Origin of the sequence: Desertivirga xinjiangensis, from assembly GCF_024436435.1 — a bacterium.
GTDB lineage: Bacteria > Bacteroidota > Bacteroidia > Sphingobacteriales > Sphingobacteriaceae > Desertivirga > Desertivirga xinjiangensis.
Window position 1 is genome coordinate 68,167 of sequence record NZ_JAFMZP010000014.1, and the last position, 15,542, is coordinate 83,708.

The 15,542-nt window shown below is 43.8% G+C and carries 12 protein-coding genes; all 12 read right to left on the reverse strand.

The genetic code is table 11. The features are described from left to right. Entirely contained in the window at window positions 1-957 is a 957-nt protein-coding gene (locus J3P37_RS22150; protein WP_256014137.1) for a fibronectin type III domain-containing protein, read from the reverse strand. Between the two features lie 2 nt (window positions 958-959). Beyond that, window positions 960-2,330 (reverse strand): SCO family protein, encoded by a 1,371-nt coding sequence (locus J3P37_RS22155; RefSeq protein ID WP_256014138.1) that lies wholly within the window; start codon window positions 2,328-2,330, stop codon window positions 960-962. A gap of 3 nt (window positions 2,331-2,333) precedes the next feature. Further along, window positions 2,334-3,386 carry a hypothetical protein gene (locus tag J3P37_RS22160; protein WP_256014140.1) on the reverse strand — a complete coding sequence of 351 codons (1,053 nt, stop codon included), beginning with the start codon at window positions 3,384-3,386 and terminating at the stop codon, window positions 2,334-2,336. A gap of 25 nt (window positions 3,387-3,411) precedes the next feature. After that, entirely contained in the window at window positions 3,412-5,463 is a 2,052-nt protein-coding gene (locus J3P37_RS22165; protein WP_256014143.1) for a tyrosinase family protein, read from the reverse strand. Between the two features lie 263 nt (window positions 5,464-5,726). Next, window positions 5,727-6,188, reverse strand: a complete 462-nt coding sequence (locus tag J3P37_RS22170) for a GNAT family N-acetyltransferase (protein WP_256014145.1) — start codon at window positions 6,186-6,188, stop codon at window positions 5,727-5,729. A 198-nt stretch (window positions 6,189-6,386) separates the two neighbouring features. Next, a complete protein-coding gene (locus J3P37_RS22175; protein ID WP_256014148.1) occupies window positions 6,387-6,968 on the reverse strand; it encodes a LutC/YkgG family protein in 582 nt (193 codons plus the stop codon). Between the two features lie 82 nt (window positions 6,969-7,050). Then, a complete protein-coding gene (locus tag J3P37_RS22180; protein WP_256014150.1) occupies window positions 7,051-8,448 on the reverse strand; it encodes a lactate utilization protein B in 1,398 nt (465 codons plus the stop codon). A gap of 6 nt (window positions 8,449-8,454) precedes the next feature. Then, complete coding sequence (locus tag J3P37_RS22185) at window positions 8,455-9,192, reverse strand: (Fe-S)-binding protein (RefSeq protein ID WP_256014152.1); 738 nt, start codon at window positions 9,190-9,192, stop codon at window positions 8,455-8,457. After that, complete coding sequence (locus J3P37_RS22190) at window positions 9,189-10,577, reverse strand: FGGY-family carbohydrate kinase (protein ID WP_256014155.1); 1,389 nt, start codon at window positions 10,575-10,577, stop codon at window positions 9,189-9,191. The genes J3P37_RS22185 and J3P37_RS22190 overlap by 4 nt, the downstream gene beginning before the upstream one ends. A gap of 83 nt (window positions 10,578-10,660) precedes the next feature. After that, a complete protein-coding gene (locus J3P37_RS22195; RefSeq protein ID WP_256014157.1) occupies window positions 10,661-11,935 on the reverse strand; it encodes a sugar isomerase in 1,275 nt (424 codons plus the stop codon). 164 nt (window positions 11,936-12,099) lie between these two features. Beyond that, window positions 12,100-14,214, reverse strand: coding sequence for a bifunctional aldolase/short-chain dehydrogenase (locus J3P37_RS22200; RefSeq protein WP_256014160.1), 2,115 nt, complete (start codon window positions 14,212-14,214; stop codon window positions 12,100-12,102). 26 nt (window positions 14,215-14,240) lie between these two features. Continuing rightward, window positions 14,241-15,317, reverse strand: coding sequence for an L-rhamnose/proton symporter RhaT (gene rhaT / locus J3P37_RS22205; protein ID WP_256014162.1), 1,077 nt, complete (start codon window positions 15,315-15,317; stop codon window positions 14,241-14,243). Between the last annotated feature and the right edge of the window lie 225 nt (window positions 15,318-15,542).

The following is a 15,542-nucleotide window of genomic DNA, read 5'->3' on the forward strand; positions in this document are numbered from 1 at the left end:
TCACCTTAATATAAAATTCCTTAATTCGCTGCTTTCCCCTTCATTTCCAGCCTCGTCTATAGCACTTACCTTCCAGTAGATACTGTCCTCAGGCTGTCCCCTGTTGAAGGTGTAACCTGTACCATTCACGATTAAAGGGAAGTCAGTATCAAATAAAGAGCTGGAATCACTTTTCAGTGCATACAACTTATATCTTTTAGCGGACGGAGTTGTATTCCATTGCAAGACGACAGGTAAGCTCCGTCTTTCTCCCTTAAGGGGTGTTTTTAAACTCACCCTGCCCGGTGGCGTAGTATCAAATCGGACAGAGTTGATGACAGACCACAAGGATTGCACTGTGTCGGCTTCTGCCCTCACCCTCCAATAGTAGACTTGATCACGGGTTAAGACCTCCATCATTTCAATATTTGAGGTGAGTTTGTTGACCAGCATTGCGCTTTCATCAGCGAAGTTGTTGGTGTCAATTTGCAGTCGGTACTGGTCTGCACCAAATAGAGACATCCATCTAAATAAGATATTAGCCTGATTAGTTATGAGATGGTTTGCAGGCGCAGACAACATTACTCGTTGCTGCTCAATAGAGGAAAAATTGATGATAAATGACCTGGGTAGTGAGTAAGCGGTTTTGCTGCTCCCGTTTTCAGCACTGACTCTCCATTGATATTCACCGGGATCAAGTGTGAACGAAAATTTATTGGTATTAATTAAAGTATCCAGGATCAAAGCGTCCATAGTATCAAAGTCAGGACTAACAACCTGGAGCCGGTAAAACAGGGCATCATCAATTGGTTCCACCCAAAACATCACTGAATACTTATTGCTAATATAATTATCTGCGGGTGAAAGCAGCGCAACATCATGTTTGGCGATGGAGGGTTCAAAAATTTCCTTACAGGCGCTTGCCATGATTGCAAGTAAAACCGGTATAATCACCCATTGCAACATATGTTTTCGCATCCTTACTTATTTATTTGTATCCCGGAGTAGGCATTAAGGTTTCGGCTGAGCAATTGTCTGATATCAACAACCAGATCCTCCGTCTTCAAAGCGGTGTTTTCGTAAATCTTTGCTAATTGAGCCTTTCTATCGAAAATATACCATTGATTGCCGTGATGATTTACCATGCCTTTGCCATAATTGACAAGTACTCCTAAGTCTTTAATCAAGCCAGGATAAAGCTTACTATTGATGGAAATAAACTTGAAATGCTCATCAAAAACAGCGCCCCGCCCTTCACCATAACTTCTGAGGGCTGCAGGCCCGTCGAACTCAGGATCAAATGTAATGGCGATCAATGTGACCTGATCAGAAAGGCCTTCTTTTACAAGAATTTGTTTTAGCGCAGCTATGTTTTGTACTGTAGAAGAACATTTATTAGGATTATCACACCTTGTATAAAAAAAAGTAAAAAGGAATGGCTTACCAACAATATTCTTTAACTCAAATACTCTCCCATTTTGGTCAATAGCCTTAAAATTTCTGATCTGCCGTCCTTGTCTCGAATCTCCGGCACTAAATCCATTCTGATTGACGGATAAAGGATTAGTACAGCAAACAGCGACATTGCTGCCCAGGATGGTAGGCTGGAGACCATTGCCGGAAGTAATTTTTTCAATCGCAGACTTTGCTTTTAAGATCAGAAGGTGATCACTTGAGAAAAAACGTCCTTTTTCGGCTTCGGCAATTTCCTTTAATGCCGGCACTGCCAGCTGCGGGGCGGAAGCACCGATTTTAGACAATGCTTCAATAGCTTCGAAACGTGCACTGGTCAGTTTTTTGAGCGGCCATGAATAGCCATAAGTGTCCAAATCCACATAATCATCCTTATACCTTTCATCAAGGTACTTGATTAGAAGAGGAACAAAAGCAGCTTGTGCATCGCCCTGAACTTTCCCCGCCCCCCGGGCTGCTGCGGCAACCATGTAAGGATGATAACCATAAAGAAGTTCAGCCTTCAAAATGGGGATCACTCTCTCGTTTATTCCGATCTTGCTAAGCGATGCAAGCATGTATCCCCTTAAACGCTCTACTTCCTTAGGACCACGTCCCTGATAGAGCGGATCGTTTTCCCTCAGCCTCCGGGCAATCAGATTAATCAATTCGGAAGAGGAATTCGGGTAACTTTTGAACTTTTCAATGCAAGCAACTATCGTCTCAGCATTAGTATCTCCTTGAGCCAGTTTAAAGGCCTTAAGTGCTGAGTTTACACCACCCTCGTCGCCCGAAAAAGTCGTATTCGTACGGAAAGTGGCATAACTATGTTGGTAACAAACCCAAAAGACAGTTACTGATACTAGTTTAACAATCCTGAAGCCTCCAAACAATTTCATAACCTATAACTTTGGTTTTACATTTCGTAAATATGAACCGCTCGCCCTCCTGATAGCTTCAGAAGGATTAGATTTAAGCCTCTCGACGTTTCTGTCAAATGCGTCAGGGGCTTTCCTTTTTGACCGTTCAATGTTCGATTGACGCCGAAATGTTTCCATGACGATAGCCGACACGCGGAGGTTCTCGGGCTCTGTTTGGTCAACGATCATGCTTTGAACCTGAGCGGCAAATTCTTGCGGATAGTTCGCGTTTACCGTTGACAGAACTACCTGCCTGAGGTCTGCACTTTGCTTTTTATCTTTCAATAGATCCATAAGAGTTTTTTTTGCAGGAGCATAGTTTCCACAAAGGATTATCGCTTCAATTTTTGATTCCTGATTTGGTGGATTTTGGAAGATTCTATAAACAGCAGGGAGATAATCTCCTTTTGGATATAAAGCCAGAAGCCGTAATATTTCAACAGTAGGAAGCAAGTTCGTTTTATTTGCATTCAACTGCTCTATCAGCAGGTTCTGAGCGAAACTGTCCCCATGATCCATCAGAAAACCAAACGCAAATTGCCGAAACGATAACTCCGGATCTGTGACCACGGTACGTAAAGCGGCTATCAGCTGCTGCCTTTTTGTAAACATGGCAAAATCCGAGAATCTTAAACCTATAATAGTATTGAGCGTCTCATTCCTAAGTGCTTTAGGCGTTTTGGGATCCTGAATCCATTTGAGCACACTGTTTGAAAGCGCTTCATCCCGGGAGACCTCAGCAACTAACTTACTTAATGCGACAGCCCTTAGCTGGGGGTCTTCCTTATCGTTCAGTAAAATTGCCTTTGCTTTCGCAATCTGCTGCGGGTCATAGATAAATGGATAATTCTGCATGGCGAGCAGCCGCGTTTGCAAATTCCCTTTCGGGTTTAAAAATACTTCGGTTGCCTTTAAAGCCGCCGCTTTAAAAGACTCCACTTCCCTGACTAACTGTTCCCTGGTTACATTTTGGCCCAGGCTCAAAAAACTTATAAACTGCAGCCAGGCCAGTATAGATATTCGCAATGTTTTCATGATAGAGTATTTAATGGCGATAAACTTATTGAAACGGAACATCATCGTAACAAAAACCCATTCCGCTGTTCACCACTGATACAAAACGATCCGTCCTGTAATCAATCATATTAAGAGGCCTTGGAACATGGTTAGGGGCCGAAATTGACAGAGCTTCCGGAAGCGGGCCGCCCGGTGCAGTTGTAGGGCGATCTCCCATCAAAACTGTACCAGTTCCAGTATATGTACCAGTAACACCGTTCCATGGCCACATCGTGTCATTCAAATAATGTCCAATATGTATCGATCCTGATCCGGCAAACGCTCCATGCGGATAGAAAGTTTGGGTGCTTTGAGCATCAAAACGATTATTTATCCACTGCCATCGGGCCCAAAGGCGGTCTACGTTACCATGAATCAAAAAGAATAAGGGATCCCTTACCGAAGTTCCCACTCCTTTGAGCCAATCGCCCACAACCATACCGGTAACATTGTGTGCATGGCCATGCGGATTATGCTCCATTGCCCGAAATGAAGTATAATTTGTACCCAAGGCTAGAGTTGCAGTTTCATTTATCCAGCTTGACTTTGTAGCGGGTGGAGCTTGATTGTTAGCAAACGCGGTTGTTCGCCTTATTCCAGGACCTCCTGTCATATTCCAGGCAATTAATGGATCAGTGGCATTAAAATCTGCAAATGCATCAGATGAAACCGTTGGTTTGGATCCCATAAAATCGCGGGAAAATACGTTTGGTGCCGCCAGGTCAAATCTCCAGTATAATAGCGCAACACTAGGATCAACGGTTTGGAGTCGTCGTTCAAAACCGAGTATAAAAGCCCGGTGCCAGGTTAAGAAGCCTGGCCCTCCATGCGCTTCAGGACTCGCCGCCTCTATATGAGCCTCGTCCAATACTTTATACCCATTGAATGTATTATTTAAGATAGTTAAGGCATTGAGAAAGCGTTGACGTTCTTCAACTGCTATATTATTAGCATTCTTACGCACCCTAACCATCAAAGGCTCACGGGTTAATACTAAACCATCAGCAAGAACGATAGATGTATCAATTACTACCGGCCCGGAACCTCCTTCACCAGGGATGATCTTTTTGTGAACGGTGATTGTAGTATCTCTTACTTTTACAACGGTTCCCTTGATTTGTATTTCAGTTATAGAATCAGACAAGATATGTTCCGACCTTGAAACGGCAGATGTAATTAGGGTGTCGCGAAGCGAGACAACTGTATCTCTTACGAAAACCGTTGTGCTTCCTCCTCCTGGCAAAATAACAGTATCCTGAACCACAACTGTTTGAGTGCCGGCTTTAATCACTTCAATTATTGCATCTTTATCCCTTAAGCTGGGGCTACCGTATCTTCCGGCTATAAAAAAGTCGACCCAGGTACCAGTATTTGGAAGTGACAAATTGAGTGTAGTTTCAGTTGGCGCTGTATTATACGCCAGAGTATTGTTAGCAAAGTTGACACTGGCTGTTGAACCTGCCATATTTCTTAGAGTCACGTCAACAGCAGATGAAAAGCTATGATAATTTGCCAGTCTGATGCGGCATGCTGCAGGGGACCAGGTGACATAATCGTCCAGGGTTGAAACAGAATTTATTTGCAGCTCGATCTCCGGAAGACTTTCAGGGATTGGCTTCGTTTCTACTATCATCAATCCTTTTCTGCCCAGGACAATAGCGTTATGCGAGGGCCGGTTATCAATTATCTCTATAATTGCATCCTTGTCTCTAACACTGTTGAAGCCCGGCGAATTTTTGATATAAAAAGGTGTACTACTATTATCTCGATTTACAACTAAACTTAACTCAGAACTTCCTGCCCCTAAGCTGTCCGCCGAAAACAGAACCTGGCCTCCGGTGGCAAAGGGAATATTTCTTAATGTGACCGGAATATCATTGGTAAAACTGACACCGTTATTTAAGCGGATATTACAGGGAACATAGGTCGTGTTTACATAATCGTCTTTTGCCGTCGCTGTTTCATTGATCCTGATCTCCAGAACAGGTATTACCTGTGCATAACTGGAAATAGTAAGACAAAAGAGGGCAAGCAAAATAAACATGCGCTTTTTCATGATCTTAATTAATGTTATTCATAGATGGAAAATTAGATAGAGAGATGGTGTTCGGAGGGTTATGTATTCATAGCTGTATAGATTAATTACCAGTAAAATTATAGACTAGGAGCAGCTAAAAACGAATCTTTTTACAAACTGCTCAAGCGGTTTCTCACCTTTTACTGTTTGTTATACGATTTAAAGAAGGGATGGTGAAAGAGCTGGAATGGACGGTGACGATTAATGCAACTTCGCTATGGTCAGTTAGCGCTTGACAGAACTCAACGGCTTAGGTATTTCATATTATATAGGTCAAATCCAATTGCCCAATAATCTTTTATTATACCCTGCAATTGAAAACCGTGTTTTTCATAAAACTTGTACGCTTGTTGAGAAGTTCTTACAGTTATTTCCCGAACTGAGCTGAACTCCTTTAACTTTTTAATTCTGTACTTCAACAATGTGCTTCCAAATGATCTTTTTTGAAAATCCGGATGTAAAAGATCCCAGCTTATCTTTCCTTTTGAGTAGTCGCCCGAAAAATTAAATCCCCCACTTCCAATAACCTGCCGGTCAAGTTCAATGACATAGTAATATTCGATTTCATTTTCAAGATAGTAGAGGAGATCGCCTTCTTCATTGGGCGAAAAGAATTGAGGCGTGTTGAATCTTAGCAAATCGAGAACCCGTTCTTTATCCTGGTAGGTATACGCCCTGATGATCACTTCGCTTTTCTCTGTCATATAGCTAAAAACCCTAAGATCTGGTTTTCTTCTATTGCTAAGATCTTATGATTCATGGATTGTTAAGCACACGCGGCGCGCGCTAGCCGAGGTTCTCAAAGCGCTCGCTGGTGCACGCGTGCCGCGTGTGCCAAAAAACTTACTTTTTAGCTCCTCCTCGCAAAGCGACATCTTTAAGCCAGCCAAGAAGAATTAATTTTACCCTACAATAAACACCCGCAAACTTCTGGGACCATGTGCTCCCAATACCAGCGACTGTTCAATATCTGCAGTTTTGGAAGGGCCGGCAATAAATACCCCGTAACCATAGTTAATTTCACCGATCAGGCTGTAGGCTTGCTGCAGCGTTGGCACGATCCGCTCCCGGTTTATCAGAATTGCCAGGTGCTGGCAGATAAACGGAATTACCCGCTGGGAGACATTGCCTTCGGGTACCCACAAGGCACTGTTTTCTGAAACTCCTATTTCTGCCCTGACAATAGCCAGTTCCACATCGGCAAAAGAATGCGGATCTATACCCGCTTCAATCCCTTCGGCCATATCGGCAAAGTCCTCCAGCGGACTCACTATCCGCTGAGACGGCTCAAACGAAGCGGCTAGTAATTCCTTCACTTCAGCAGTCCCCCCTACTTCATACACCTTAGCTCCTATTCCTTCGGCCACCCGCCTGTATTCTTCGATCAATCCTTCCTCCCGTACCGGAATAATCACATCAGGCAAAGGCTGCAGATCCGGCTTATTGGCTCTCACCGCAGCTAATATTTTTTCTCGGCTACTCATTTTATAAACATTATATAAGTTGTAAGTTATATGCTGTAAGTCTGCATCCTGAACTTATAACTTACTACTTACTACTTAAAACCTATCTTCTCTCCCTCTTGTACCATTCTCTGAACGATTCCTTCGGTGGCTTAGGCATCTCCCGCTCCTTATACCAGGGATTCAGCTTATTGCTTACTACAAAGGGCAGGTATTTCATCACCACACGGCCTGCTTTGCCTGCAAATGCAAAGAACCTCGGCATGGCAAAGGTGAAGGCCATCACTTTCATTCCCATGGCTTTTACCGGACTTACATGCCCTTCTTTTACCAGAACCTGCCGCCATTTATACAGCTGGTCATGAATATCGATCTTCACCGGGCAAACATTGCTGCAGGAGCCGCAAAGGGTCGAAGCAAAGGGAAGATCCGCATAAGCTTTCATATCCAGGTTCGGAGCCAGGATCGATCCGATAGGGCCCGCTATAGCATTATGATAGCTATGCCCACCGCTGCGCCGGTAAACCGGACAGGTGTTCATGCAGGCCCCGCAGCGGATGCATTTCAGGGAGTTGCGAAAATCTTCACGACCCAGCTGAACCGTCCGGCCGTTATCTACCAGGATGATATGCATTTCCTGGCCCGCTCTTGGTTTCCTGAAGTGACTTGAATAGGTAGTAATAGGCTGACCGGTAGCGCTCCTGGCCAGCAGGCGCAGGAAAATACCCAGGTCCTTCCTCCGCGGAATGATCTTCTCTATACCCATACTGGCGATATGTACATCCGCCAGGTGGGACCCCATATCCGCATTTCCCTCATTGGTACACACCACAAACTCACCCGTTTCGGCTACTGCGAAGTTTACACCCGTTAGCGCCAGGCGACGCGTTAAAAAAGACTCGCGAAGGTGCTGACGGGCAGCCTCGGTCAGTACCTGGGGATCAGACTCGCCCGCAGCTGTACCCAGATGCGTATGGAACAGTTCCCCAATCTCTTCTTTCTTCTTATGGATACAGGGCAGTACAATATGACTTGGTGGTTCTTCAGCCAGCTGCACAATACGCTCGCCTAAGTCAGTATCGATAACCTCTACCCCATGTTCTTTTAAATATTCATTCAGGTGGCATTCTTCGGTTAACATGGATTTGCTTTTCACCATCCTGTTAATCTCATGCTTCTTTAAGATCGAATGAACGATCTGGTTATGTTCCCTGGCATCGGCTGCCCAGTGCACCGTAACTCCGTTGATCAGAGCCTGCTCCTCAAACTGCTGCAGGTAAGTATCCAGGTCAGACAGTACATTATGTTTGATCTGGGAGGCTGTTTCCCTCAGCAGCTCCCACTCGGGAAGGCTATGGGCTGCTTTATCGCGTTTGCTGCGCACAAACCACAAGGTTTCGTCGTGCCAGTTAACCCGCTGCTCATCCCGGTTGAAGATATCAGCCAGCCCCGAATGTTCGGCCAAACCCTTATGTTGTTGTTGTGTTTCTTCTTTAACCATACTCAATTACTCCCCCGCATTTAGTATTTCGGCGATATGCATCACCTTAACCCCGCTCTTTTGACGCTTCAGGATCCCTTCCATATGCATCAGGCAGGACAGGTCAGCTCCTGTAATATATTCGGCCCCGTTCTGAACATGATCCGATACCCGGTCTTTACCCATCTTGGACGACACCGCTTCTTCGGCTACGCAGAAAGTCCCGCCAAAACCGCAGCATTCGTCTTTCCGGTTAAGCGAGATCAGCTCAATGCCTTCTACAAAGTTCAGCAGGTATTCAGGCTTGGAAAAACCTGGCGCTACCAGCTCGCTCATTTGCGACAGGTGCAGTCCTCTTAAGCCATGGCAGCTCTGATGAACACCTACCTTATGAGGAAAACGCGCCTTCAGGCTTTTTATCTGCAGGATATCCGTCAGGAACTCTACCAGCTCATAGATCCTGCCTCGCAGGTCTTCTGCCGCTGAGGGGTTCTTCTTTGAGTGAAGATGCTCTTTCAGGTGAAGCACACAACTCCCTGAAGGTGCTACTACATAGTCATACCCGGCAAAGCTTTCTGTAAAAAGCTCATCACAGTCGCCTGTTAAGTGCGAAAAACCCGAATTGGCCATCGGCTGACCGCAGCAGGTCTGACGCTCCGGAAATTCTACTTCTACTCCCAACTTCTCCAGCAGTTCAAGCGTGGCTATACCAGCCTGAGGATAAAACTGGTCTACGTAACAGGGTACAAATAAACCGACTTTCATAATGTAACCTCCTGTGCGGAAGAGAAGAACTTCAACTCAATAATGTTCGACGGGAGCGATTCACTGTTCCAGTATTTGTGGATCGAAAGAGCAGCACCAATAGAGGTGGCTTGAGCAACAGAGGCTGCAAAGATCTCTTTATCCGGAAATGCTGCCGCAAGTAACTGCATAAAGATCTCATTTTTACTAAACCCTCCATCTACAAAAATACGTTTAACAGCATCATTCAATACCATACCCGTAGACACAGCCTGCAAATTAACAATGTCAATGATCAGCTGATGGTAAGCCTCTTCAACGCTTGAAAAACTGTTCAAATCTCTACCTGCAAATGCAGACGTAACAAGGTTCTCTCCCTCGAGAGATAATTTTCCGGCAACACTTTTTGCCTGCAAGCTGCTTACCAGAGCAGCATTTAGTTTAATATCCTTATAAAAATCTTCCGGTTTCTGGAAGTGCTCAGCGATTCTTTTCGATTGCTGCTCATGCTCATTCCCAGAAAATACCCGGGAGGCTTTAACGGGTTTGCCCTTATAACTGATATAACATAAACAATCGCTCTTCAATTCTTCCTCTGTAAGTGGGGATGAGTTAAATGGATTTAGACTCACACACCAGGTTCCGGTAGACAGCAGGATGAAAGGTTCGTGAAAGCTGGTAAAGAAGGGTATCAATGCTGATGAACTATCGTGAAGTCCAATTCCTACAAAGCGGTTGACACCTTCAACTTCAGTTTCAACTGCTGCATCCGAAGGGTAAAGGGGAGCTAATTTCTCTGCAATCCCTTCCTTCTTAACCCAGTCGTGATAGTCATTTTTCACAAAATCCCATAGGTTGGTATGGCAACCAATACTGGTTATATCAGAATAAGCTTCAGACGAAACAATAAAACTTAAATATTGGGGGAGGTGTAAAGAGTATTTGATTTTTTTGAACAGCTCTGGCTTTTCGTACTTAAGCCGGTATAGCTGCATCCCCGAATTGAGATTACCTATAACCGGTGACGCGGTTTGCGTGGAAACCTGCAATTCACCACCATATTCGCTGTAAAACCTCTTTTTTAAATCTTCAGGAAAAGGCTTAAGGTAATTGTAAAGGGGAGTAAGTGGGTTGCCCTCTTCATCCAGATGAACGAAGCTGGCTCCGTAAGCCGAAAAATTGATTCCTTTGATCTCAAATTCTTCAAGCTTACAAATTTCTTTAAGTGTGTCTTTTATACAGGAAGTTAGCAGCGTGAGGTTCTCACATGGATCACCGTCTTCATCTGTCGTTTCCTCAAAACGTGTGGTTCTTTCAACAACTATTTTATACTGCTCGTCGAAGAAAAAAAGCTTTTTATTGGTCTTGCCAATATCAAATACTGCTATTACCGGTATCTTTCCCATTTTATTTAGATATGAGGTGCAATGAGATAAAAGATGAGATATGAGACGCAAGACGAACCTCTCGCATCCCATATCTTATATCTCTATAGGCCAGTGGCTACTGTCTTTAAACCTCTTTCAGAAATTAACTGCTCGCGAACTTTCAGGTCGCGGAATAACTGAACTGGATTCAGAGCGGCTCCGCCGCGTAATCTTGCTTCTGCAACTAAAGCTCGTACGTCTGTGCGGAATGCATTTTGAAGAATTTCCTGTGCTTTTACCACGTCATTTGCATCACGGGCTTCCTCCAAAGCTTTTCTATCTACAGATAGCGCCTGAGCATACGCCAACATAATAGCGTCTACCGACTGCAATAGGTCTTCAAGCGGATCCTTCACGTTATGCGAAGCATCGATCATCCATCCTAAGCCAGTTGCGTGATCAAGTCCTTTTGCATCTAAGCCATCAACCAGCTCGTTGAAGATCAGGAACAATTGATAAGGCTTAACACTTCCAACGGTCAAATCATCGTCGGAGTATTTGGAATCATTGAAGTGGAAACCACCCAACTTGCCTTCATTTAACAATAGCGCTACTATTTGCTCGATGTTAGCATTTGGTAAATGGTGACCTAAATCAACTAATGTATAAGCTTTTGATCCTAACTTGTTCGCTAGAAGCAAGGATTGTCCCCAGTCGCCAATAGTAGTCGAATAGAAGTTCGGCTCAAATGGTTTGTACTCAACAAACACCTTCCAGTTGTCCGGAAGTGCTGCATAAATTTCCTGTAAGCTATCTAATGTGTTATTAAATGCCTTACGGAAGTTTAACTGACCTGGGAAAGAAGAGCCATCAGCCAGCCAAACGGTCAATGAATCAGAACCTAAAGCAACACCGTGTTTGATCACTTCGATGTTATGATCGATAGCCTGCTGACGAACAGCCTTATCAACATGATGCAGTGACCCAAATTTATAGCTTAACTTTTGATCAGCCTGATCCTGGAAAGTATTCGAGTTAACTGCATCAAAACGTAGTCCGTATTGAGCCGCAAGTGCTTTTGTAGCTCCTACATTTTCAGGGATATCCCATGGTATATGCAGGGAAATAGCACCGCTCGACTGGTTTAGCTGGTGAAGTAAACCGATGTCTTCCAGCTTTTCCTCCAGTGCCCGTGGTTCACCGCCTCCGGAAAATCTTCCGAAACGTGTACCGCCAGTACCTAAAGCCCAGCTAGGGATAGCGATCTGAAACTTGATTAACTTTTCAATGATCTCTTCTGCACCGGAAACTTCCTGTGAGATGAAATCGAATCGTTTTTGGTGCTGAGGAGCTAAACTACTGTTATGCTCTTCTATCTGATACTTTTCTAATTTCATGGGTTATAATAGCTGTTTATAAATTTGAAAGTGTCCAAAAAATCGGTTTCTTCGTCATCCTGAACTTGTTTCAGGATCTCCTGTTTAAGCAGGTCTACAGCGTTCAAGAGATGCCGAAATAAATTCGGCATGACGTCCTGCCTTTCTGGACACTTTCGTTTTTCTTATCTTACAAATCCCATTGCTACACCACCATCAACGTTTAACACGTTTCCGGTAGATTTATTCAACAATCCTCCTGTGAAGGCGAAACAAGCGTTCGCGATATCATCTGGTAGGATAATCTCATTAAGCAAGGTACGTTTTGCGTAGTAAGCAGGCAATTCTGCAACGGTAATTCCGTAAGCTTTTGCACGGCCTTCAGCCCAGCCACCAGCCCAGATATTACTATCGCTGATCACGGCATCCGGATTCACTACGTTAACACGGATTTTATCCGCACCTAATTCAGCTGCATTCAGGCGGCTAAGGTGTAATTGTGCAGCCTTAGCCGATCCATAACCTGCGTTGTTAGGACCGCTAACTAAAGCATTTTTACTCACAATATTAATGATATCACCACCAATTTCTTGTTTTTTCATCACCGCAACGGCAGCTTGGGTAACAAGGAACTGGCCTTTAACCAATACATCATATAATAAATCCCAATCTTTCTCGGTATGGTCAGCAATTGACTTAGATATAGAAAGACCGGCGTTGTTAACCACAATATCTACACCACCAAATGCTAATGCGGCGATTTCTAGCGCTTCCTGGATTTGATCAGCTTTAGTAACGTCTAATACCGCCGTGGAGTATGAATCTTTTCCGTATTTTCCTTTAAACTCCTCTCCTGCGCTTTCCAGACGCTCTGCATTCATGTCGTTCAGGATAACTACAGCACCTTCATCAACGAATTTTTTCGCGATAGCTTTACCAATACCGCCTGCACTACCAGTGATCAATGCGATTTTACCTGAAAGAGCTTTAGGCTTTGGCATACGCTGAAGTTTCGCTTCCTCTAACAACCAGTATTCAATGTTAAAAGCTTCCTGACGTGGTAACGAAGTATATTCGGAAACCGCCTCAGCACCTTTCATTACATTGATGGCGTTAGTATAAAACTCGGCCGCTACACGTGCTGTTTGCTTGTCTTTTGAGAAAGCGAACATACCTACACCTGGGTAAAGGATGATAACCGGGTTAGCATCGCGGATTGCAGGGCTGTTAGGATGTTTGCAAGTATTATAGTAGTCTGTATACATTTCGCGGTAAGCCGCAAATGCAGGAGCTAACTTTTCTTTTAATGAAGCCACATCAGAAAGATCAGCATCCGGAGTAAGATCTAACACCAGAGGGCTGATCTTAGTACGCAGGAAGTGGTCCGGACAGCTAGTTCCAAGAGGTGCTAATCTGTCAAGGTCGTTGGAATTGATGAATTCCAATACACGTGCGTCATCGGTAAAGTGACCGATCATATGTCTCTCGCTTGAGCAAAAACCTCTTAAGATCGGAGCAATGGCAGCAGCTTGTTTTTTACGTCCCGCTTCATCTAAGCTTTGAATTTTTTGGCCGCCAAAAACAGGTCCTTTTTTTCCATAGTTCTGCTCCAGGTATTCAGCACACTTCTCAATTACCTCAAGTGTGTTGATGTAACTTTCGTATGCTGTATCACCCCAGGTAAACAATCCATGTGATCCTAACATAATACCGCGGATTCCAGGGTTCTCATCAAGACATTGTTTTAACTGCAAGCCTAGATCAAAACCTGGTTTTTGCCACTCAACCCAACCAATAGTTCCACCAAATAACTCTTCAGTAATCTTTTTTCCATCTTTTGCTGCTGCGATAGCAATCGCTGCATCAGGGTGAAGGTGGTCAATATGTTTAAACGGAAGAAATCCGTGCAATGGAGTATCAATTGACGGCGCTTTTGAAGCAAGGTCATAGATACAATGATTGAAAAGCTCAACCATTTCATCTTCGTGCTCAATACCACGATAAACGTTTTTCAAACTGCGAAGGCGATCTACGTATAATGCTGCAAGGCCACTGCGCTTTAAAGTACCGATGTCACCACCAGAACCTTTGATCCACATTACTTCGGTTTCAGCACCGGTTAATGGGTCATTGGCCATCGCTTTACAAGAGGTATTTCCACCACCATAATTCGTCAGCCTTAAATCAGCGCCTAACAAATTAGAGCGGTAAATTAATAAAGCTACTTCATCACCTGCAAGTTCTGCTGCTTTAGCTTCATCCCAGAGATAGCTAACGTGTTTAAATGTTTGGACAGACATATCAATTATTCAATTAATTTTTAATATTATTTCAAAGAGTTACCGTATCCTACTATTAGAACCGATAATATGATAACGATGATACCGGCTACTACAGTACCATAAGTTTTTTTGCTTACACCTTTCCATTCCTTCAACACCAATCCCCAGGCATTAGCAATTAAAATTATAAATGCCATGTGCAGGATCCATGAGCTTGGCCCATTGCCTAAGCGGCTTTCGCCCATTCCATAGAAGAAAAATTGAAGGAACCAGGTGGTACCAGCCAGGGCAGAGAAAATGTAATTAGCCAAAAGCGGCGTTTTCTTATTGGCGTAATCACCAAAAGTCTTATTTCGGGCATTTAAGAACATGCACCAGATGAAATTTGTAGTTAAGCCACCCCACAAAATGATGATATAGGTAACGTTGTTTTGGTATAAGAATTCACCCTCGCCGGGGTTAAGCGCCTTCCAGCTCTCATTGGCCACATCCGCCATAGACTTACCCGCTTCGATACCGAAGTTGAAACAGGCACTTAAGATACCTGAAACGATAGACACAAACAGTCCGAGTCCGATTTTAAATTCCGCGTTGTTTTCTGCTTTTTCAGCAGGTGATAATTCGTTTTCTTTCATGGCACCTGCTTTACCGCAGATGATGATGCCGACAACACAAACAAGAATACCCAATAGCACTACTTGTCCCCAGGTACTGGTTATCAAGTCAGTAAATGAGTCTTTACCTTCTTTTGGAAAAAGATCATAGTACACTGAAGGGATCAGGGCACCAAACACGGAACATAATCCCAGTATAATCGAACTTCCTAAAGAAACACCGAGATACCTTACACCCAAACCATAGGTTAAACCACCTATACCCCATAACACTCCGAACATGTAAGTCAATCCTAATGTGCCGCTATCTGTACCACGGATGATATCACCAAATCCGGGGATGGTTAAATATGCTGCTAAGGGCGGCACAATAAGCCATGAAAAGAGGCCACCAACTATCCAATAACTTTCCCAGGCCCATCCTTTTACCTTTTTATAAGGTATATAAAAACTCCCCGAGGCGAAACCGCCAATTAAGTGAAAAATAACTCCAAAAAGTGCTTGCATTGAATTCCAGGTCTAATTGTTTCGTTTAATGGCGCTAAAAATAGGAAAGTGAACGTAATTCTCTGTCATGCACTGTCATGACACATAATAGGGATGTGTTTATTTAAGAAGTAACAAATTAGCCGTATAGCCTAGGACGTGTCACTTCCTAAAAAAGCTATACACAAAAACAGTGTATGGAACAGAAAGAAACGTTTGTAAATCGAGAGAACAAAGGTCAGCCGT